The sequence below is a fragment of the Nocardia sp. NPDC004860 genome (assembly GCF_040609015.1).
Taxonomy (GTDB): Bacteria; Actinomycetota; Actinomycetes; order Mycobacteriales; family Mycobacteriaceae; genus Nocardia.
Genome location: NZ_JBEXJI010000005.1, coordinates 326,478 through 348,123 on the forward strand (window position 1 = coordinate 326,478; position 21,646 = coordinate 348,123).

Consider the following 21,646-nt stretch of genomic DNA (forward strand, 5'->3'; position numbering starts at 1 on the left):
CCGGATCGCAATGGCACACCCGATGATTGGGTGATACATCCTTGCTCCGCAAGCATTCTCGCAGAACTACTCGCGACAGTTGTTTCAACAGTGGACATTAGCACTTTGTCGCGGTGGTGCGTTGACATAATCCTGCCAAGGCAATGGCAGCGTCCTGCCATCGTCGATACTGGTGCGGATAACAACGGTTAAGCATTTGCGAGGAGGTTGGACGTGGCCTAATGTGAAATCGAGCCCGGTGACACGGGCAGCTTCCTTCTGGGCGGGCATTGCCCATGGGGCGGGATTCTTCAAACACGGGAGTCGGCTGTCGGTCATATGTCGGCCTTCGTCAACCTCATTATTTCAAGGGGAATGTTGCATGACCATCGCATACTTGCTCGGGGGACAAATTCCGTTAGAGGCGGCATTCGTCACGGACTACTGCGTTCGATTCCCTGCTATCCGTGAAGTATTCGAGCAGGCGGCGTACTGGACCGAACTGGACACGTCGAACCTGATCGCCGGCAAGTTTGACGGAGAAGGCGAACTCGTCCAGAGCTTCGGCGCCGTGCGCCAGGCGGCGTTGATAGTAGGGATGCACGATGTACTGGCGGACCGCAACATCCGGCCGGATGTCATCGGCGGGCTCAGCCTCGGCGGTTTGGTGAGCGCCTGCCTCGCTGGCGGAGTTGATCGACAGCAACTGTTCGAGATGCTGCACTACCAACGCCTCATCCCCGAGGTGCCAGCCGACTCGCCACTACAGGGGATGGCGGTGGCGACCTTGGCGGAGAGTGACGGTATCGAGAAATACGTCAGCCCCGTCCGGCCCGGGATCTACCTGGCCGCGGACTACGGCGCCGTGCCCGGCGAGGACAAACGGGTCATCGTGCTCGCCGGATATCGAGCGGACTTGGCCGCTCTCGCGGCCGAGCAACCGACTCGGATCCGAATGTTGGGGGAGTACGTCGGCGCCTTCCACACCCCGCTCGTGCAGCATGTGGCGGATTTCATGGCGCACCATATCTCCAGGATGACCTTCTATGATCCGAAGATCACCCTGTGTTCGCCCCATCAGACCGGCGTCATCCAGACGGCCGACGAGGTTCGCGAGTTGTTCCTCACTCAGTATCTCAACCCGATCCGGGTCCACCTTCTCATGAACGAAGTCAGCAAGTTCGGCGCAGAGGATGCGATCGTGCTGGGGCCCGGATTGCCCCAAGGCTACGTCGCCAATCGGCTCACCTTGACTTTTGTCCTCACTCCGGACGATCTGGCCACTTTCTGAGGACCGGAACCGTTGTTCTACAGTCCCATCGGGCATCGGTGTGATGGCGCCCGGGTCAGGGCGCGAGGGCATGATTCTCGGAGGAGTGGCTAGGTCCTCGGATTCGGCCTGGACCTAACTCGGAGCCGTCGGTCTGGCGACAAGGCTATCCGCCAGGTAACTCATGGCAGACAGCACCGCTGTAACAGCGGTGCCATCGTGACTGCCAGTGATCGCTGAATACCGTTGCGTGAGCGTAGATCCCAGCGCGTAGTACCGATCCACCAATGCATGGACGCCGGCGGCAGACACGACCGCGTCGGTCTCACCTTGGTACATAGGGATGTCCGGCGCGGTACCTCCCAGCTCTTGCCACGCAGCCGCTGTGCGGAACTGTGAGGTAGACACCAGGTCCGGGACCGTCGAGTATTCGTCGATGCGGAACCGGTGCACATCGTCTCTCGGGTCCGGGGTAACCGGGGACCTCGACAACCGACAGCGTGTGCACCGGGTCTCGCGGCATGCCCCTACGACACCCGATCCTGTACACCGCGAGCGCTTGGTGCTGACGCGCCAGCCTTTCGTTTTGTGTCGAGGGTTGTGGTGGTCAGTGGAAGTAGGATCGGGGAGTCATTACTTGGCGGGCTTCTCGAAGCCGGTTTGGCAAGCGACGATCTGGTGGTTGTCGGAGGGGTCTTGCGCGGCTTCCTACAGCCCGTCATCGAACGATTCGTCACGATGCACGGGCGTCTACACCGCCGAAGTCGAGCGAACCGTCTGGGGCCGGGTGAGAAGGTCGGCAAGCTGGCCGCTGAGCAGGCTGAAATCGCGCGTTCGACAAGGGAGTTGGCGAACAAGTGGCTGGCGACCACTGAGACCGCGCTGGACATCATGGGAAAAGCACACGCGCTCTTGCAGTCGGTGGCCGAGAGCGCGGATCCCGACGAGCCGCGGTCGAAGCGAGGATCAACAGCTGTACACCACGTCCACGGTCACATTCGAAGGCCACCGGAATCTGAATCATCTTCGCGTGCACGCGCTCACGGCCGCCAAGCGCCTCGGCCATTCCGCGTTTGGCGTGGTTTCGGAATCCGCATGGGCTTGCGAGTCCCCGAAACTCACGACGAGTACCGCGCCTGGGTCGTGAACTACGAGCTCGAGAATTACAAATATTCCGAAGGCGGCGCGCGGGCGTCGACCAGCTCTTCGACAATTGGCGTGAGCGCTGGTTCCCGAAGCCCGTGCACCCGGCCGCCGATGACCGTCTGCTCGACCTGCTGGACTCGGATCTGGCTGCGACGCACCGGCTTTCGGATGTCTCGCCGATCACGCGGCGGCTCTTGCCACCGCTCGCCCAGTCCTACCTCAACGTCCAGGCGGCAAGTCCGCACCGGTCCGATCTCCTCCACGAGTCGCGCTGACCGAGTCGGCCAACACGGGACGACCGACGATCAACTGACTGAGGATGTTCGAAGCCTTGCCTACGGCAACCCGTTTGCGGGCGTGCACGTCTTCGGCTGAATCAAGTGCGGGCTGCGCAGTGCCTTCGGCTCTAATCCATTTGTACCGAATCAGGATTTCCGACAACTCATCTCGCGAATAGTGCCGCCGCCCCGAGTCCCGGCCATCATCGCGTCGACCACAATTCCGACTCGGTCACCGGGCTACCCGGTTGAGCCAATCGACCGCGAGTCGCCAAGACACCTAATGGGACTCGAACCCCATGAGAAAACGATTTCGCCCGATCAGTGACCATCCAATGGTCCGCGCAGCAAATCAATGCAAGAAGCCGCATGTCTCTGATATGCGGCTTCTCTGATTGTGGAGCTAAGGGGACTCGAACCCCTGACCCCCACACTGCCAGTGTGGTGCGCTACCAGCTGCGCCATAGCCCCGGATGGTTGCCGCTCGGTTTCCCGGGCGACTGGGAGAAGGTACACCAGGGGACCCCCTCTAGTGCAAATCGGCTGGAAATATGGGTGGGCGGGGGGTGGGTGGGCGCGCGTACAGTGGGCGGTGATTCGTTGTCGTCCGGGGTGGTTCGCGGGGAAGGCGGCCGCTCCGCGGGGAAGGTCGGACGCCGGTGAGGCTGATCAATGGCCGGTACGAGCTGCGGGAGCTGGTCGGCAAGGGCGGGATGGCCGAGGTCTGGGATGCCTGGGATCGGCAGTTGCGCAGGCAGGTTGCGGTCAAGGTGCTCGACGCGGGCAGTGTCGCGGTGCGGGCGCAGGACGAGCAGGTGGCCTGGCAGCGGTTCGAGCGGGAGGCGCGGATCGCGGCGCAGATGAACTGCACCAATGTGGTGATGCTGCACGACTCGGGGGTGTTCGCCGAGAACGGCTGCCGCTCACCGTTTCTGGTGATGGAGTTCATTCACGGGGAGAATCTGCGGCAGTTCATGCGGGACCGGGAGAACTGGTCGCTGCCGGCACTGGCCCGGATTCTCACCGACGCGCTCAGCGGGCTGGTGTACGCGCACTCCAAGCAGGTGGTGCACCGCGACATCAAGCCCGAGAACATCATGATCTGCCGCGACGGCACGGCGAAGCTGGCCGATTTCGGCATCGCGATCGAGATGCGGGAGAACATGCTGCGGCTCACCCGCACCAACCAGGTGGTGGGCACACAGAACTATTCCGCGCCCGAGTATCTCGAACACGGCAGGTTCACCCATCTCAGTGACGTGTACTCGTTCGCGGTGGTGTGCCATGAGGTGCTGGAGGCGGTGTTCGCGCCGGCGCCGTTGCCCGGCCGGCTGAAATCGGTGCTGGATCAGGCGCTTTCGCCGGATCCGGCGCTGCGTTTCCAATCCGCGGCCGAGTTCCAGCACTACTTCCGGGACGCGGTCCACTCCGAGACCCGCAACCTGGCCCGAACCGTCAAGGGCCCCAGGCCGGAACCGGTCACCGTGCCGGTGCGCGCGCAGACGAGCGTGCTGACCCCGGGCCCGCCGGTGCGACTGCCGGAGGAACGGCACGGCGTCGACCTGCCCGAGACCGGGCTGTGGGGCATCTTCGTCCGCCCGGCCCTGGAATACCGCCAGCGCGTGCTGGAGGGGCTGACCCGCGACGATCCCCGCTACATCGGCGGCGTGCTGCTCGGCGCGGCCGGTGCCGGAATCGTGCTGGGCTGGCTGGTTTTCGTGCTGCTCGCCTGGGTGATCGTGTCGATCGCCCACCATCTGTGAGGAACTGCGATGAACAACCGACGGGCCGGCCTGGCCTGGCAGCAGTACGTGTACGCCGGATCCCGCTCCTGGCACTGGCTGCGGGTGGCGTCCGCGGTCGGTGGGGCCTCTTTCCTGGCCACGCTGCTGTGGCTGACCTACACCGTGCTCTGAGGGGTGACCGTGCGAATCGTCTGCCTGAACTGCCTGGCGGAGTTCAAGTTCGATACCGCCCGCCGCTCCTGGATCTGGGTGCTGCGCCAGCCCAACGGCGGGTTCGCGACCCGCGTCGGGGACTATTCGCGGCGCCTGGATCGGCGCTGCCCGAACGGCTGTGAGATCGACGAGGAGATCCTCGACCATCCGACCACCGTGATCGGCTTCGTCGGCGAATCCGCCTCGTCCAAGACGCATCTCATCGTGTCGATGATCTATTCGGTCATGAACGACCCGATGCTGGCCCGCGAATGGTCCATCGTGCCGTCCCGCCGTTCGACGAAGATGCTGGCCGCGCTGGAGAACACGCTGATGAACCGGCAGGCCATCGGCTACACCCAGAAGCGCGGCTACGTCGGCGCGCAGCAGCGGCAGGAGAACGGCATCGGGCCGCTCGGCGCACCGCAGCCGCCGGGTCTGCCGCAACCGCCGCGCCCGCCGCAACCGCCGATGGCGCAGCAGCAGACCCGGACCCACGCCTGGAGCGGCTGGCAGGTCCGCACCCCGATCTTGATCAAGTTCACCTCGCTGTCCACCAGGCGCACGGTGAATCTCGCCTTCGTGGATGTCGCGGGCGAGGATGTGGCCGACGCCGAGATCGCGGCCAAGGTGAGCCCGCACCTGGCCATCGCCGACTTCCTCTGGTTCGTGATGCCGTCCACGCTGAACAAGCAGTACCTGGCCATCATGCGCGAGCACGCGGGACCGGCCAACGAGGAGAGCCTGAACAACAATGTCGAGCACTCCCAGACCGTCGGCCGCACCAAGATGATGATCGACCAGATCGCCAAGCTGTGGCGCACGGCCAACAGCTATCCGCTGGATCTGCCCATCGAGCCGCCACGCCTGCACGCCTCGACCATCATCGCGAAATCGGATCTGCTGTCGCTGATCAACCTGCCCGAGGTCGGACTGGTCGCGCCGCCGCCGGACTGGGCGGATACGCCGTACAGCCTCAATGGTGCGGGCAATCTGTATCAGCCCGGCCAGATCGACTATCGCTCCGACGCCACCAGAAGCCTGGTGCGCAAACTGTTTCCGGCCGTCGACGCCACGCTGTCCATCCATTTCCCGCACAACCGCTACTTCCCGGTCTCGGCGGTCGGGTGCGGCAAGCGGGCCGACAACACCTATCCGGTGTTCAAGCCGTTCGCGGCCGTGGACCCGGTCATCCACATGCTCGACCGCATCGACCGGCTACGGGCGGACCGATGACGGGCTTCGCGCAGCTGCTGTGCGGCTGGGCCGTGGTGACGCTGGAGTCCTCCGGGACCGGGGTCGGCGTGGTCGCCAGGTCCGGAAACTGGCCCGCCGCACTGGGATCCACCACGCGGGAGCTGGGGTCGCTGGTCAGTTGGGATGGTTCGCCCGCGTCGCCGGAGGCGTTCGCGCTGGAGTTCACCGTGGTGCGGGGACTCGCGGTGGCGGTGCTGAAGACGCCCGCCAATGACCGGCCGGGCACCTGTGTGGCACACCTCGTCGCGGGTGGTCGCGGAACACTCGACGGTGCAACGACTTTGAGCCTCTACGATGCGGGACGCTTCCGCACCTCGCTCGACGACGCCGAATTTCCCACCGACCACTGGCCGCCGCTGCCGAATTCCGTGGAGTACAGTCCCGCCGTCACCGCCGCGGCCGAGGCCTACCTCGACCTGGACTGGCTGCCCGCGCTGCTCGGCTACACCCTGGCGCATCTGGCCGGGCGCGGCCCCGCCATCGAGCTGCACGTCGAGAGCGGCACGGACGCCGTGGCCATGCTGCGCGCGCTCTACGGCCTGCTGCCCCGGAACAGCCTGCGGGACTTGACCTTCTGCACCTCCAGCACGCCGTCCTCGACTCCCGCCGCGATCACCGCGGTGACCCGCGACAGCCCCGCCCCGCCCGGCGGCGCGCGCCGGATCGTCACACCGGGCGATCCCGGCGACGAATCGGACCCGTTCGTCGTGCTCGGGCAGCAGATCATCGGCCACCGGCGCGCCGGTGTCACGCTTCCCGAATCCCTGTCCACCGCAGACGAAATCGGCCACTGGTGCTATCGACGGCACCTGCGCATCCTGGGTCCCGCCGAGCTGGACGACAACCACCTGGCCGAGGTGATCACGGACCCGGAGCTGAACCCCGACTGGCTCCGCGACGACGCGGTGGCCGGTCGCGCCGTCCGTCTCGCCATCGGAAGACCCAGCGTCGCGCAGGCATTGGCGCGACTCGACCACCGTCCCGGCGTCCGCCGCACCTTCGAGCAGGTTCTCACCGACCGTATCCTCACCGACGGCCGCGACCGCACCCGTACCGTCGAGGTGGCCCGGCAGCTCGGCATCGATCTCAGCGGGGCGCTGGCCACCTCCGCCTGGCACCGCCTGGAATCCGGGACCGCTCCGTTGACCTCGTCCGATGCCGAATCGGTGTGGCCGCGCCTCCAGCGGGACTGGGCCACCGGCGAAGTCGAGCGTCGCCGCATCGTCGCCGCCCATCTGCTGCGCCACCGCGCCCTGCGCGAGCAGGCGATCGGCTCCCGCGACCGGGCCCTGGTGTACGAGGCCCTCAGCGCCGAGGTCGACGATCCGGGCACCCACACCGGCGGCAGCCGAATCCTGCGCCGGGCCATGCACACCAACCTGGGCATCGTCGCCCAGCTGGTGGTGAACGTCTCGTGCAACGGCCGCGATCGCTATGCGCTGGAACAGATCCTGGCCTGCGCACCCGCCGACCTGCTGCCCACGCTGCTGGCCGAGGCCACCCGCTACCCCGCGATCGACGCCACGGCCCTGCTGAAGGCCCTCACCCTCACCCGCTCCGAACCGGCCGAACTGGTGGCCGCCCTCCGCCCCGCGTGGCGCACGCTGCGCAAGACCCTGAACCTTCCGGAACCGATCGAGGCCCTGGTCGTCCTCGCCGTCCCGGCGCCCGCCGACGATCAGCAGCGAGACGGACTCCGCGTGCCCCGCAGAGCATTCGGATGGAGCAGGCAGCGCGGCACCTGGTCCCGCGCCGAACTCACGACCCTGCTGTGCACCCCGGCCGACGAACCACTGGCAGCCGAATCGCCCACCGGCACCTTGTCCGCTGCCCTGACCGCGGACCTCGAATTCGTCGTCTCCGCCCTGGTCTCGCGCTCCCGCACCCCCGACGCCGTTTCCGCCCTGCGCCGCATCCTCGCCCTCACCCCCACCGATCAGCTCCCCACCCTGGTCACCGCCTGCGCCCGCCAATGGGACATGCCCCCATCCACCCTCCTGCAAGCGGTGGCAGCCCTCGACCTCCCCCCGGCCGATCTGACCGAAACCCTCACCGGCGGCTGGCCCTGGCTCCGCACCCGCCTGGACCTCCCCCAGGCCATGACCGCCCTGCTGGTCCTGGACCCCGCGGACAGCCTGCCGCCCGCGGCGACACTCATACCGCAGGAACAGGATTCACGCCGTGCCTGGCAGTTCTGGCGTTGACACGGCCTGAATCAGCGGCAGCTCCGCGTCGCCGACCAGCACCCGGTACCGTCGCAGCACGTCCTGGAGATCCGCGTCCTCCGGCACCGACTCGCGCGCCGACCGCACGATCATCGCCGCCTGCTCCAGCAGGATGCTGCGCCGCTCGGGATCGGTTGTGTGATCCGAGATCTGGGCCAGCGCTTCGAGCTGCCGGATCATGACCGCGGGCATGCCGCGCGCGGACTGTCGAATCTTCTCGAAGGCCCGCTGCACCAGCCGCTCGTAACTCGCCTGCGCCGCGATGACGCGGACATAACCGTTCTTGCCGCGGTAGACCGGGCTCGGCTCCCACGCCACCGCGGCCCGCGACAGGCAGTCACCGAGCCAGTCGACACAGGTCAGGGCGGTGAAGGTGTCGTTCACCGCGGTGGACAGCGCGCGCACGGCGATTTCGACCAGCTGGTCTATGCCGAAGGAAATGTCCTGGGTCAGCGACCGGGTGGGCCCGGCCACGTGCCCGCGCGAGAAGTTCTCCGCTATCCGCCCGGCCGCCGACGCGGGCCACACGGTGGCCACCACCTGCCCCTCGGTGAGGAAATGCCCGGGCCGATAGGGCAGGTGGATCACCGCGTCCGCCTCGGTCGCGAGCCGCACCAGCTGCTCGTAGCGGATGTAGCGCAGGTATCCGCTGCCGGTCACCCGGACCTCGCCGCCCTCGCCCGCCATCCGTTCCAGCAATTCGGCCGCCGTCGGCCCGCAGTGCGGGGTGGTGGGCGCGTCGCTGCGCTGCGCCTCGATTCCGGCCGCCACCTCACCCGCGATCTCGGCAATGACATTGGGCAGCTGGATCGCCATGGCGATGTGATTGATGAAGTAGATCAGCACGGCGAGATCGAGCACCAGCGACGCGATCGACACCGTCGTGGTGATGTGCGGCACGAAATCCGATCCGATGGACACCAGGGCGGCGATGGCATAGACGAAGGTCGCCACGAAGGTGCCGAGGGTGACCTGGGTGCCCCGATCGCGAATGAAGGTGCGCAGCATGCGCGGACCGAACTGGGTCGAGGCCAGCGTCAGCGCCAGGATGGTGATGGAGAAGACCACACCCACCACGGTCATGATGGCGGCGGCAATGGCCGTCAGCACCTGCCGCGCCGTGTCGGGCGGGCCGCCGATCACCCAGGACGGAAAGGTGAACCCGCCCTGATATGCCGCCCGGTCCAGCAGGTAGGTGATCGCGAAAAGCCCGATGGCCGCGAGCACTTCCACGGTCGGCACGAACCACAGATTGGTCCGCAATGCTTCGCGGTGGCGGTCGAATTCGAGGGGTATGCCGGCCACGGTGGAGCCTCCTGCGCTGTTCCGGCGTCATGTCCTGACGCCGACCAGACTTCCCGGCTCACCCATCCGAGATCCCCGGACGTCTGATCACCGTACCCCCTGCTCAGCGCCACGCGGCGCGCAGGGTCAGCGAACGACATCCATCCGTTGCAGGTCGACCTGCCGATCGCCCCGGAGGAATCTGCTCACCTCCGGGGCGAGTTGATCGGAAATCACGACCAGACCCAGATGGCCGTCGTGGTAGACGTGCAACCGCGCGTCGGGTATCAGCCGGGCCATGATCTTCGCGTTCACGAGCGGAATGATCGGATCGTCGTCGCCCGCCAGGATCAGCGTCGGCTGCCGGATCAAACCGAGGAACGGGAGGCTGGTCCATCCTGTGCCGGCCAGCAGCTGCAGCAGGTAGCCGCGAGCGGAGGACGTCGTCGAGTGGCCGGCCAGCAGGGTTGTCACCCGATCCGGATCCGTGCGCAGCCGGCCACCATAGAGTTCCGCGGCGATCCTGGTGGCGTACTCGGCGTCGCGGTATCGGCGCGGAGTGATCATCTTGCGCAGCACCTTCGGGTGCGCGGGGACCATCATCCAGCCGGTGGCGGTGCTGACCAGGACCACCCGCCGGCAGCGCCGGGGGTTCTGCAGGGCGATCTGCTGAGCCAGGCCGCCACCCCAGGAGATGCCGAGCACATCGAAGGTGTCGTAGCCGAGTTGGGTGAGCAGTGTGGTGACCCGGCCGGCCAGCGTGGTCAGGAGATAGGGCCGCCGGGGCAATGGCGAACGACCGATCCCCGGTGGGTCGAACCGGATCACCGGAATCGCCGGATCGAGCTCGTCGACGAATGGCTGCAGCAGCTCGAGGCTCGCGCCGATCCCATTGCACAGCACCAGCGGGACGCCGACGCCGGGACGGACCACAACGCGCAGGCGGTCGCCGGATACCGTGTACTCCCGGGCATTTTCACTCGCCATTGGGTGTCCTCGTGGGTATCGGAGCACGATCCGAGCACCAGAGTACGCATCGCTCCATCCGGGATGAATGTGCTCGGCCACATCGTTAGCGGCATTTCATGTTTCCCGGGCACATAGGTTTGCCCGCGCGGCTCTCCGACGATTGACAGGTGCGGGTCATCGTCGACCTTCGCCCATCTCATCGAACGTGAAATCGTCTCTCCCAGAAGGACTGTCATGACCGATCTGGATGTCTCCGCACCCCCGGACCTGATCCTCACCGAGGCCACGACCGGGATCGCCCGCCGGTTCCTGCCGGGGCGCCCGGGACTGAGCCTGCTCTTGGCGATGGCGCGGCGGCCCCGGCGCGTCGCGAACCGGGCGGCAACCCTGGGCGCGGAGCTGACCCGTATCGCGGCCGGCTCCTCCACCGTCGCCCCGTCCAGCCGGGACAAGCGGTTCGCCGATCCCGCCTGGACGGGAAATCCGTTGCTGCGCCGCGTGGTACAGGTCTATCTGGCCGCCGGGATCGCCGCCGAGGGCCTGGTGCAGGACCTGCCTCTGGAGTGGCAGGACGCCGAGCGGATCAAATTCCTCACCACGAATCTCGTCGAGGCGCTCGCACCGAGCAATAATCCGCTGCTCAGCCCGGTGGCCTGGAAGGCGATCATCGACACCGGCGGCGGCAATCTCCGCACCGGCGCACAGCAGCTGATCAGTGACTTCAGCCATGCCCCGTTCATCCCGTCCATGGTCGATCAGTCCGCGTTCCGCGTCGGGTCCGACCTCGGCATCACCCCGGGCGCGGTGGTGCTGCGGACGCCGATGTTCGAGCTGATCCAGTACCGGCCGCAGACCGAAACCGTGCGCACGGTACCGCTGTTGATCATCCCGCCGACCATCAACAAGTTCTACGTGCTCGATCTGGCGCCGGGGCGCAGCCTCATCGAGTACCTGGTGGGGCAGGGCCAGCAGGTGTTCGTGGTGTCCTGGCGCAATCCCGATGCGCGGCACAGCAAGTGGGGCTTCGACGCCTACGTCGAGGCCGTCACCGGGGCGTTCGACGCCGTCGACGAGATCACCGGTCACAGCACGGCACACGTGCTCGCCGCCTGCTCGGGCGGGCTGCTCGCGGCGATGGCGGCGGCCTATCGGGCCGAGACCGCGGGCTTCGACCGGCTGGCCAGCCTCGATCTGCTGGTCACCATGTTCGACCAGGCCCGTGAGGACGCGTTCGGCGCGATGGTGGACGAGCAGGCCGCCGCCGCCGCGATCGCCCGCTCGCGGCGGCAGGGTTATCTGGACGGCAAGCAGCTGGCCGCGGTGTTCGCGTGGCTGCGCCCGCGAGACCTGGTCTGGAACTATTGGGTCAACAACTATCTGCAGGGCCGCAAGCCGCCGGCCTTCGACATCTTGTTCTGGAATGCCGACACCACCCGGATGCCGGCGAAACTGCATCGCGACTTCCTCGACACCGCGCTGGGCAACAAGCTCGCCCGGCCCGGCGGCGTCACCGTGCTCGGCACCGAGATCGATCTGAAGCGGATCACCGCCGATTCCTATGTGGTCGCGGGCTCGGCCGATCACCTCTGCCCGTGGACCAACTGCTACCGCAGCAGCCAGATGCTGGGCGGCAAGGTGCGTTTCGTGCTGTCGACCAATGGCCACATCGCGGCCCTGGTCAACCCGTCGGACAATCACAAATCCAGCTATCGCGTTTCCGACGACAACAGCCTCGACCCCGAAGCGTGGCAGCGCACCGCCACCACCGAACAGGGTTCGTGGTGGCCGGATTTCGCGCAATGGCTGGGCGACCGCTCCGGTGAGCTGGTGCCCGCACCGGCGCATCTCGGCAACGCCCGATTCCAGCCGATCGAGGCCGCTCCGGGCAGTTACGTGCTGGACCGATAGGAGGCGGACCGCCGCCAGGCCGCGCGGCGCAGCAGGCGCAGACCGTTGAGGCCGACGATCACGGTCGAGCCCTCGTGTCCGGCGACGCCCAGCGGCAAGGGCAGGGTACCGATCAGGTCCCAGATCACCAGGACCGCAATGAAGGTCGCGGCGATCGCCAGGTTGGCAACCACCACCCGGCGAGCGCGCCGGGACAGGGCGATGACGGCGGGGATGGCGGTGAGGTCGTCGCGCACGACCACGGCATCGGCGGTCTGCAGGGTCAGGTCGGAACCCGCTCCGCCCATGGCGATTCCGGTGTCGGCGGCGGCGAGCGCGGGTGCGTCATTGATGCCGTCGCCGACCACCGCGACCCGGTCACCGGCCGACTGCAGCGCCCGCACCGCATCGACCTTCTGGTGCGGGAGCAATTCGGCGCGGGCGTCGCTGAGCCCGACCCGAGCCGCGAGCCGATGCGCGGCGCGGCTGTTGTCTCCCGTCAGCAGAATCGGGGCGGATCCCGTCACGCGGGCCGTGAGATCGATCGCGGTGGCGGCCTCGGGGCGGAGCTGATCGGTGATCGCCAGCACTCCGATCGGGCGCGCATCACAGGAGACGACGACTGCGGTGAATCCCTTCTCCTGCAATCCGTCCACGGCCGTGCGGGCGGCCCGGTTTGCGTCCGGCGCACCCTGCCCGGAGCTCGGCAGCAGCGCCGCCGGAGAACCGACCGCGATCCGGCGCTGCCCGATCCGGGCGCTGACGCCGCGCCCGGGATCGGCGGCGAATCCTTCGACGGCCGGCAGTTGCCGCCCCGCGGCGCGGGCCGCGCGCACGATGGCCGCCGCGAGCGGGTGCTCACTGTCGAGTTCGGCGGCCGCCGCCAGCCGCAGCACCTCCGGCTCGCTGAATTCCGGATCGACACTGCGGATTTCGTCGACGTGCGGGGCGCCGCGGGTCAGTGTCCCGGTCTTGTCGAAGGCGACCCGCGTGGTCACGCCCAGCCGCTCCATGACCACGGCCGATTTGACCAGCACGCCGTGCCGCCCGGCATTGGCGATGGCGGCCAGCAGGGGCGGCATGGTGGCCAGCACCACCGCGCACGGGGAGGCCACGATCATGAAGGTCATGGCGCGCAACAGGGCTCGCTGCAGCGGGTCGCCGAGGGCGAGGGGAATCACGAACACCGCCAGGGTCACCGCGACCATGGCGAGGGAGTACCGCTGCTCCACCTTCTCGATGAACAGCTGCGTGCGCGCCTTGGTGTGCCCGGCCTGTTCGACGAGGACGGCGATGCGCGCCACCACCGAGTCCTCGGCGCGGCGATCCACCCGGATCCGCAGCGCCCCGGTGCCGTTCAGGGTGCCGGCGAACACCTCGTCGCCACCGGTCTTGTCCACGGGCAGCGGTTCGCCGGTGATGGTGGCCTGATCCACTTCGCTGCCACCGTCGATCACGGTGGCGTCGGCGGCGATTCGCTCGCCGGGGCGGACCAGGACCACGTCGCCGATGTTCAGGTCGGCGGCGCGCACGGTCTCCTCACCGGTGACGGTGAGCCGGGTCGCGGTCTCGGGCGCGAGGTCGAGCAGGCCGCGCACCGAATCCTCGGTCCGCGCGGTGGCCAGCGCCTCCAGCGCCCCGGAGGTCGCGAAGATGACGATCAGCAGGGCCCCGTCGGTGATCTGCCCGATGGCCGCCGCGCCGAGCGCCGCCACCACCATGAGCAGGTCCACGTCGAGGGTCTTCTCGCGCAGTGCCCGGAGCCCGGCCCAGCCCGGCTCCCAGCCGCCCGCGGCATAGCAGGCCAGGTACAGCCCCCACCACAGCCAGCTCGGCGCGCCGGCCAGCTGAGCGGCCAGCCCGAGCAGGAACAGTGCGAGGGCGACTGCGGCCCATCGCATCTCGGCCAGCTCGAACAGGCGGGTCCGGCGGACCGCCACTTCCGGCTGCGCGATTGCCTGCACCGGCGTCGCCACGACCACGACTCACCTCCATTGCTACCCCTGACCGCCGCGACGATACCAGAACACATGAAGACGTCTTCATGTGTATGGAGTTCCTCGAGGTACCCTCCTGTGTTATGGGACATGGCGTCGAGGGCCGCGATCGGCCGACGGCACGGCTGGACGCCGAGGCCGCCACCCATGTCGCGACCACCCTGCAGGCGCTGGCCACCCCCAGCCGGCTACTGATCCTCAGCGAGCTCCGCCAGGGCCCCCTCGCGGTCACCGAACTGGCGTCGTCGATCGGCATGGAGCAGTCGGCGGTCTCGCATCAGCTCCGCCTGCTGCGCAATCTCGGGCTGGTCGTGGGTACCCGGACCGGCCGCAGCATCGTCTACAGCCTCTACGACAACCACGTCGCGCAACTGCTGGACGAGGCCATCTACCACAGCGAACACCTGCGCCTGGGGCTCGCGGACCGCCCCACCACCGCCTGACCCGGACGCGATCGGCGGGCCGCCCCGACGAGAAGCCTTGCGAGGCAGATCAGTTGGGTGCGAGAGCGCCGGGGTGGTAGCTGACCGCGGGGTTCCAGAGGAAGAAGCCGTTGTAGCCCGCCGCGTAGGTGGCGTCGATCTGCGCCTTCACCTCCGCGTCGCCGTAGGCCACGCCGAGGCTGAAATCCTGGAGCCACGGGATGATCTGGGCGTCGGTGCCCGCGGTGCGGGCGCGGAAGTCCTGCAGGGACCGGAAGATGATGTCGTAGGGCTGGGCATTCGGATTGGCGACCTCGTATTCGCCGGAGTGCCAGTGGCTCGGATAGAGCATCGGGGCCAGGAAGTCGGTGTAGCGGGCCATGGACGGGATGTCCTGGGCGATCTCGTCGGGGCGGGTGGCGGCGATGCCGAAAACGGCCGCGCTCAGCGAGGCTCCGGCATCGTGCACGGGTTCGCGGCAGTCGCGCAGGAAGTCGGCGATGGAGTCCGACGGCGATTCGGCCAGGCCCGGGAACTGCATACTCGCGAGATTGCCGTCGGGGCGGCGGATGTAGTCGTACATGACGCCGTCGAAGCCGAGCCGGGCCGCCTCGACCGCGAGATCCCGGTTGTAGGACCGGATTTCGGGGCTGGCGAAGTTGGTGAAGGCGATCGCGCCGTAGCCGCTGGAGTACGGCCGGCCGGACGGGTTCTGGATCACCCAGTCAGGACGGCCGTTGTGCCAGGCCCAGCCGGCCAGGGTGGGATCACGGAAGGCGACGATGCGGCCGACCACCTTGATGCCCATATCGTGCAGCTGCTTCAGCGCGGCGGGCGCGTCGTAAATCGTGGTGGCGGCGCCGGATTCGCGCGCCAGCGGTACCTGCGAGTCGTAGCCGACCATCCCGTCCTCGTCCTTGATATCGAGTTCGACGGTGTCGATGCGGCCCTCGCGTGCCATGTCGAGCACGGCATCGCGCATGGGGTCGTAGGCCCAGGCGTAGGCGGTGACGTGAACGGCCCGGATGCGCGGCAGTGCCACCTCCACTCGCAGCGGGGCGGTGACGCGGTCGCCCGCGGCGCCGGTGGCCACGACGGTGGTGTCGAGCGGTGCGTGCGGCAGCTGGATCTCGAAGGATCCGTCCTTGGCGGGCTGGACGGACCGGTCGCCCACCGACACCTGCTTCGCGCCGATCGCGGTGCCGCGCACCGTCACCGGATCACGATAGGAGGTCGCGGCGGCCGTCGGGGCCAGCTCCAGGCGGGCCGGGCGGGCGTCGGCGCCGGCGGCCGAGGGGCGACTGCGGCCGAAGACGAACACCAGCGCGGCGAGCACCAGAACCACGACCGCGCCGATCGCGAGCAGGGTGGACCGCCGGCGGCGGATCGACCGGAGTCGCATGAGCAACGTACACACCAACTTCCACTGACAGCTGTTGGCATCACTATCGCGCCTGCACGCAGGCGTCGGCCGTTTTTCGCCGAGATCACCTCAAAACCGTTGTCGCCGCGTAGCGTTGCGGCGATGAAGGCGTCGACGACGCTGCGGATGGTCGCGGCGGCGCTGCTGTGCGCGACCGCCACCGCCTGCGGAGCAACCACCGCCACCGTGCCGCGCCCCGCGGCCGTCACGGCACCCCCACCGACCTCGAGACCGCCGGATCCGGCCACGGTGGCCGCCAATGAGCTGGGCCGGATCCCGATCCTCATGTACCACCGCATCGAGGCCGAGCCCGGCAGCGAATACGACCAGACGCCAACGAAATTCACCACCGAGCTGGACCGCCTCTACACCGACGGCTATCGCCCGATCACCATCGCCCAGTATCTGGCGGGCGCCATCGACCTACCCGCGGGCACGCACCCGGTGGTCCTCACCTTCGACGACTCCACTCGAACCCAGCTCACCCTCGGCGATTCCGGCGACCCCACCCCCGACTGCGCGGTCGGCCTGCTCGAGCAATTCCATTCCCGCCACCCGGATTTCGCCGCCACCGCCACCTTCTACTTCAACAACGAGGCGTTCGGAGACGACCCTCGCGCCCTGGCCTGGCTGGTCCGCCACGGCTACGACATCGGCGCCCACACCGCCACCCACCCCAACCTGGCGCACCTGTCCCCCGCCGACGTTCAGCGCGAACTGGTCCAGAACGTCCGCGCCATCACGACCTCCGCACCCGGCACCGTCGTCCACTCCATGGCCCTCCCCCTGGGCGTCTATCCCGCCGACCACGCCCTCGCCACCTCCGGCGCCTGGGACGGCACCCCGTACACCTTCGCCGCCGTCCTCCTCGTCGGCGCCGACCCCGCCCCCTCCCCGTTCGCCGCCACCCTCGACCCGACCGGCCTCCCCCGAATCCGCTCCGGCCGCACCGCAGTCCCCTTCGACTCCACCTACTGGCTCGACTGGTTCGCGGCGAACCCCACCGCCCGCTACACCTCCGACGGCGACCCCGCCCACCAGTCCTTCCCCCGCCCCCTCACGGACCAGCTCTCCCCCCGCTTCTCCGCCACCGCCCACCCCTACTGATCCGGATGAAGCTCCCAGAACCTGATTCGGTGCGATGACCACCTGATTCGGTGCGATGACGCGGCCGCCGGTGCCACGGTGGACACCGCCTTCCTGCTGATCGTGCTGGTCGCCCGCTGCATTCTGTCGCTGACCGTGGTGAATGTACTCGCCAGTCACTTCAGCCGATTCCTCACCGTGTTCACCGCCCTGGCCGAAGCACTACTGCTTTGGCTCCTCATCCGCTACGGCACGCGATACTGTTCGGTGTGAGCGCATTTCGGCACAGCCCTCCCCCGGCACGGTCGAGAGGGCGAGTTCCGCGCAATGCCGAGTTGCTACTCTGCGTGGCCGCGCTGGCCCTGATCGCCTTCGCCTACCTGGCCATGACCTCGGCCACCGGCAATGGCTTCGACGGCCAGAGTGTCCGCGCGCTCGGCGTTTTCACGGTCTTCGTGCTGGTCACCCATCTGGCCGTGCGCCGCTGGGCGCCCGCCGCCGACCCGGTGCTGCTGCCGTGCGTGGTGCTGCTCAACGGCATCGGGCTGGTGCTCATCGACCGGCTGGACCGCGCCGAGGTGGTGAAGGCCAAGAACGCCGGCGAGCCGATACCGTCCTCGGACTCGGCGCATCAGCTGATCTGGACCGGCCTGGGCATGCTGCTGTTCGTGCTGGTGCTGGTCTTCGTGCCCGACCACACCAAACCGGCCCGCTACGGCTACACCTGCGGACTGGCCGGGGTGGTCGCGCTGCTCATCCCCGCCCTGCTGCCCTCCCGCTTCAGCGAGGTCAACGGCGGCAAGAGCTGGATCCTGATCAGCGGGTTCTCGATTCAGCCCGGTGAGTTCGCCAAGGTGCTGCTGATCATCTTCGTGGCCGCCTTCCTGGTCGCCAACCGGGACCTGTTCACCACCGCCGGAAAACGCTTCCTGGGCATGACCTTCCCGCGCCTGCGGGATCTGGCCCCGCTGCTGCTGGTCACCTTCATCGCGGTGCTGGTGCTGGTGTACGAGAAGAACCTCGGCTTCTCGCTGCTGGTCTTCGGCACCGTGCTGGCCATGATGTACATCGCCACCGGGCGGGCCGCGTGGCTGCTCATCGGCCTGGCCATGTTCTCGGTCGGCGCGGTCATCGCCTACCAGCTGTACGGGCACGTGCGGGTCCGCGTCGAGGTGTGGCGAGACCCGTTCGCCACCTATTACACGACCGGATACCAGATCTCGCAGGGCCTGTTCGGCATGGGCACCGGCGGGCTGGCCGGGACCGGGCTGGGCAGCGGGCGGCCGCAGGACGTGCCGTTCGCCGGTACCGACTTCATCATCTCCACCATCGGCGAGGAGCTCGGGCTGATCGGCCTGGCCGCCGTGCTGGCGCTGTTCCTCATCCTGTGCGTCCGCGGTTTCAGCGCCGCCCTCACCACCCGCGACGCCTTCGGCAAGCTGCTCGGCGGCGGGCTGGCGTTCTCGATCGGCTGGCAGCTGTTCGTGGTGGTCGGCGGTGTCACCAAACTGATTCCGCTGACGGGTCTCACCACCCCGTTCATGTCCTACGGCGGTTCGTCGCTGCTGGCCAACTACATCATCCTGGCGCTGCTGATCCGCATCTCCGCCGACGCCCGCTCGGCCCCGCCGCCGCCCACCCGGCCCACGCCGACGGTGCCGCCGATCGCGGACGCCGTGACCGAGCACGTCTCCCGCCGCCTGCTGCCCCGCCGGCGCTGAGCCGAAACGCAGTGTCGCCCGGCGTAAATGGGAGGAAGCTGGTTCGGTGACCTCTTCAAGTTCAGCGAGCCGGACGGCGCTCGACAATGTCCGCGTCTTCGACGGCCGCGCGCTCACCGAGCCCACCACGATCGTCATCGACGGCGACCGCATCGGCACCGACGACACCGGCGCGGAACACCTCGACGCCGGCGGCGCGATCCTGCTGCCCGGCTTCATCGACGCCCACGTCCACATCCGCGATGCGCAGACTCCCGGGCTGCTCGCCGCCCACGGCGTGACCACCGGGCTCGATATGGCCAGCCCCGCCGAGGTGGTGGCCGAGCTCCGGCATACCGTCGGCACCAGCGATATTCGCAGCGCGGGCATGGCCATCGTCGGCCCCGAGGGCATGCACGGCAAGTTCCTCGGCGAACCCGCCATCATCCGCAGCGCCGACCAGGCCGAATCCGCTGTCTCCCAGCGCCATTCCACCGGCTCCGACTACATCAAGCTGGTGCTGGAGGCCCCCGGCGACGGCGGCCCCGACGCGGCCGCGGCCAAAGCCGTTGTGGCCGAAGCTCATACCCGCGATCTGCTCGTCATCGCCCACGCCGCCACCCCCGGCGCATACGCCATGGCCCTCGACGCGGGTGTCGACATCATTACCCACATCCCCGCCGGCGTCGCCCTGCCACAGGCCGATATCGCCCGCCTGGCCGCCGAGGGCAAGGTCGTCGTCCCGACTCTGACCATGATGGAGGGCATGGCCGCCGCCCGCGGCGTCCCCGGAGCCTTCGCCGACGCCCTGACCAATGTCGGTGCGCTGCGCGCGGCCGGCGTCCCCATCCTGGCGGGCACCGACGCCAACTCCTCCCCCGGCGTGCCCGTGAACCCGGCCTTCGGCGCGAGCCTGCACCACGAGCTGGCGCTGCTGGTCAGCGCGGGACTGTCCCCCGCCGAGGCCCTCGATGCCGCAACCGCCCTGCCCGCGAAGTACTTCGGCCTGACCGATCGCGGCGCGATCTCCCCGGGTCTGCGCGCCGACCTGGTTCTGCTCGACGCCGATCCGCTCGCCGACATCACGGCCACAACGCAGATCCGCGGCGTCTGGTCTGCGGGAATCCCGGTCCCCCGGTAACTTTCATGATCGGGGAGCTCCGGCTGCGGTCAACCGCGCAAACCCGCACCCGGAGCTCCCCGATCCGGCCCGCGCTACGGCAGAGCGCGCACGACCGCGCGAACGACACGCAGCCGGCCGTCGGCGAGCGCCCGGGTCAGGTTCTCGATCTTCACCGGGAAGTTCGGGACGAAAGCCTGCAGCCCAACGGGATTCGGCGGGGCGGCCAGCACGGCCCGCATGATCGGGCCCGCCTGGTCGGTGAGGTCGTCCCAGTGGTCGAGGGCGAAACCGGAGCGCTCCAGGGTGACACGCAGATCGTCCGGGGTCACCAGGTGGCTCTGCTCGGACCGGTCGGCCCACGGGACGGGGAAGTCGGGGCGGGCGCCCGAAGCGGTGGTGATGTCCCAGATGGCCAGCAGGCCATCGGGATTCAGCAGCCGCCGTGCTTCCCGGTACAGCGCGGCCTTGTCGGCGATGTTCATCTGCACGTGCTGGCTGAAAATCACGTCGAAGTCGCCGTCGGCGAAGGGCAGCGCGGTGACGTCGCCCTGCCGCACGGAGATCCGGTCGTCCAGCCCGACCAGGCGATTGAGCCAGCGCGACGTCTCGCAGTAGTCCTCGGTCAGATCCACAGCGGTGACCCGGCATCCGTAGGTTTCCGCGACATACCGTGCGGTGCCGCCGATTCCGCTGCCGGCATCGAGCACCCGGGACGCCGGGGTGAGACCTGCCAGTTCCGCCAGCGCACCCGTGGCGATCCGGCCCATGGTGTGGAAGTCCTCGACCAGCGCCAGGTCTGCGAGCCGTAGCCGATCGAGGTCGTGCCCGGCCGCGAGCAGGGCCTTCTCGATATCCGTCCGGGAGTTGCCGGAGGCGTACGGGGTATCGATGGAAATGTCGTTCATATCAGCACTTTTCATTCGAAGGCCGGATGACGGACCACAATGTTTCCATTGGTCACATCTATGAGTATGCGAGCTCATGTGACCGTCGTCAACATCTCTGCCGAATGTGCAATCCTGACGTTATGAGTCCAGCTGCCCCCGACCGCCGCACCACCTATCACCACGGCGCGCTGCGCGCGGCCCTCGTCGACGCCGGGCTCGCGCTGGCCGACGACGGCGGACCCGACCGAGTGGTCCTGCGCGAGGTCGCCCGCACCGCCGGGGTATCGCATTCGGCCGCCTACCGGCATTTCACCGATCGTGAGGCCCTGCTCGCCGAGGTATCCCGCCGCGCCCGCGCCGCACTCGCGGCCGAGATGCGCCGGCGCATCGCCCGCACCGACGATCCGCGCGGCCGCCTGCACGCGGTCGGCACGGCCTACATCGATTTCGCGCTCACCCACACCGGCCTGTTCCGCACCGCCTTCGGCGCACACTCGCCCGCCGCATCCGATACCGCGGACGAACCGGCCGACGACCCGCACCGCATCCTCGGCCAGGTCCTCGACGAGACGCAGGCCGCCGGACTCCTCGACCCGGAGCTGCGGCCTGGTGCGGATATCGCCGCCTGGTCGGCGGTCCACGGCCTGGCCGCGCTGTTACTGGACGGGTCACTGCCCACCACCCGCGCCGACATCGATTTCGCGGTCGATCAGGTGCTCGGCCTGGTCAACCGCGGCCTGTTGGACGACCCGGCGCGCGGGTGACCCATGATGGGG

General features: G+C 68.3%; 17 protein-coding genes and 1 tRNA gene. 12 read left to right on the forward strand and 6 right to left on the reverse strand.

What is annotated here, in order from left to right; all coding sequences use genetic code 11:
- Positions 1-361 precede the first annotated feature (361 nt).
- Positions 362-1,270 carry a hypothetical protein gene (locus ABZV44_RS14205; protein ID WP_354835888.1) on the forward strand — a complete coding sequence of 303 codons (909 nt, stop codon included), beginning with the start codon at positions 362-364 and terminating at the stop codon, positions 1,268-1,270.
- A gap of 1,801 nt (positions 1,271-3,071) precedes the next feature.
- Here ABZV44_RS14205 and ABZV44_RS14210 read toward each other — a convergent pair.
- Positions 3,072-3,144, reverse strand: a tRNA-Ala gene (locus ABZV44_RS14210).
- Positions 3,145-3,332: 188 nt separating this feature from the next.
- Here ABZV44_RS14210 and ABZV44_RS14215 point away from each other — a divergent pair.
- The 4 genes from ABZV44_RS14215 to ABZV44_RS14230 are packed head-to-tail and all read left to right on the forward strand — an operon-like array spanning position 3,333 to position 8,071.
- On the forward strand, positions 3,333-4,436 hold the full coding sequence (locus ABZV44_RS14215; RefSeq protein WP_354835890.1) for a serine/threonine-protein kinase: 1,104 nt from the start codon (positions 3,333-3,335) through the stop codon (positions 4,434-4,436).
- A gap of 9 nt (positions 4,437-4,445) precedes the next feature.
- On the forward strand, positions 4,446-4,589 hold the full coding sequence (locus ABZV44_RS14220; RefSeq protein WP_354835892.1) for a hypothetical protein: 144 nt from the start codon (positions 4,446-4,448) through the stop codon (positions 4,587-4,589).
- Positions 4,590-4,592: 3 nt separating this feature from the next.
- Positions 4,593-5,846, forward strand: coding sequence for a hypothetical protein (locus ABZV44_RS14225; protein ID WP_354835894.1), 1,254 nt, complete (start codon positions 4,593-4,595; stop codon positions 5,844-5,846).
- Positions 5,843-8,071 carry a hypothetical protein gene (locus tag ABZV44_RS14230; protein WP_354835896.1) on the forward strand — a complete coding sequence of 743 codons (2,229 nt, stop codon included), beginning with the start codon at positions 5,843-5,845 and terminating at the stop codon, positions 8,069-8,071. The genes ABZV44_RS14225 and ABZV44_RS14230 overlap by 4 nt, the downstream gene beginning before the upstream one ends.
- Here the strand turns inward: ABZV44_RS14230 and ABZV44_RS14235 are convergent.
- Together ABZV44_RS14235 and phaZ are read right to left on the reverse strand one after the other, a co-directional pair.
- Entirely contained in the window at positions 8,042-9,397 is a 1,356-nt protein-coding gene (locus ABZV44_RS14235) for a DUF2254 domain-containing protein (protein WP_354835898.1), read from the reverse strand. The two genes, ABZV44_RS14230 and ABZV44_RS14235, sit on opposite strands and share 30 nt — an antisense overlap.
- A 126-nt stretch (positions 9,398-9,523) precedes the next feature.
- Positions 9,524-10,363 (reverse strand): poly(3-hydroxyalkanoate) depolymerase, encoded by an 840-nt coding sequence (phaZ, locus tag ABZV44_RS14240; protein ID WP_354835900.1) that lies wholly within the window; start codon positions 10,361-10,363, stop codon positions 9,524-9,526.
- Between the two features lie 216 nt (positions 10,364-10,579).
- On the opposite strand from phaZ, the gene ABZV44_RS14245 reads away from it, so the two are divergent.
- A complete protein-coding gene (locus tag ABZV44_RS14245; protein ID WP_354835902.1) occupies positions 10,580-12,253 on the forward strand; it encodes an alpha/beta fold hydrolase in 1,674 nt (557 codons plus the stop codon).
- Here ABZV44_RS14245 and ABZV44_RS14250 read toward each other — a convergent pair.
- Positions 12,235-14,208 (reverse strand): heavy metal translocating P-type ATPase, encoded by a 1,974-nt coding sequence (locus ABZV44_RS14250; RefSeq protein ID WP_354836008.1) that lies wholly within the window; start codon positions 14,206-14,208, stop codon positions 12,235-12,237. The genes ABZV44_RS14245 and ABZV44_RS14250 overlap by 19 nt on opposite strands.
- A 104-nt stretch (positions 14,209-14,312) precedes the next feature.
- Between ABZV44_RS14250 and ABZV44_RS14255 the strand changes: the two genes are divergently transcribed.
- Entirely contained in the window at positions 14,313-14,672 is a 360-nt protein-coding gene (locus ABZV44_RS14255; protein WP_354835904.1) for a metalloregulator ArsR/SmtB family transcription factor, read from the forward strand.
- A gap of 49 nt (positions 14,673-14,721) precedes the next feature.
- Here ABZV44_RS14255 and ABZV44_RS14260 read toward each other — a convergent pair whose 3' ends face one another.
- Complete coding sequence (locus ABZV44_RS14260; RefSeq protein WP_354836010.1) at positions 14,722-16,053, reverse strand: putative glycoside hydrolase; 1,332 nt, start codon at positions 16,051-16,053, stop codon at positions 14,722-14,724.
- 123 nt (positions 16,054-16,176) lie between these two features.
- On the opposite strand from ABZV44_RS14260, the gene ABZV44_RS14265 reads away from it, so the two are divergent.
- From ABZV44_RS14265 to ABZV44_RS14280, 4 genes are all read left to right on the forward strand, one after another.
- Positions 16,177-17,181, forward strand: a complete 1,005-nt coding sequence (locus ABZV44_RS14265; protein WP_354835906.1) for a polysaccharide deacetylase family protein — start codon at positions 16,177-16,179, stop codon at positions 17,179-17,181.
- Between the two features lie 78 nt (positions 17,182-17,259).
- On the forward strand, positions 17,260-17,433 hold the full coding sequence (locus ABZV44_RS14270) for a hypothetical protein (RefSeq protein WP_354835908.1): 174 nt from the start codon (positions 17,260-17,262) through the stop codon (positions 17,431-17,433).
- Entirely contained in the window at positions 17,430-18,881 is a 1,452-nt protein-coding gene (locus ABZV44_RS14275) for an FtsW/RodA/SpoVE family cell cycle protein (RefSeq protein ID WP_354835910.1), read from the forward strand. The genes ABZV44_RS14270 and ABZV44_RS14275 overlap by 4 nt, the downstream gene beginning before the upstream one ends.
- 46 nt (positions 18,882-18,927) lie before the next feature.
- Positions 18,928-20,001 carry an amidohydrolase family protein gene (locus ABZV44_RS14280; protein ID WP_354835912.1) on the forward strand — a complete coding sequence of 358 codons (1,074 nt, stop codon included), beginning with the start codon at positions 18,928-18,930 and terminating at the stop codon, positions 19,999-20,001.
- Positions 20,002-20,075: 74 nt separating this feature from the next.
- On the opposite strand, the gene ABZV44_RS14285 is transcribed toward ABZV44_RS14280, so the two are convergent.
- Positions 20,076-20,888 (reverse strand): class I SAM-dependent methyltransferase, encoded by an 813-nt coding sequence (locus tag ABZV44_RS14285; protein WP_354835914.1) that lies wholly within the window; start codon positions 20,886-20,888, stop codon positions 20,076-20,078.
- A 122-nt stretch (positions 20,889-21,010) separates the two neighbouring features.
- Here ABZV44_RS14285 and ABZV44_RS14290 point away from each other — a divergent pair, with 122 nt between their 5' ends.
- Positions 21,011-21,634 carry a TetR/AcrR family transcriptional regulator gene (locus ABZV44_RS14290; RefSeq protein WP_354835916.1) on the forward strand — a complete coding sequence of 208 codons (624 nt, stop codon included), beginning with the start codon at positions 21,011-21,013 and terminating at the stop codon, positions 21,632-21,634.
- Positions 21,635-21,646 lie beyond the last annotated feature (12 nt).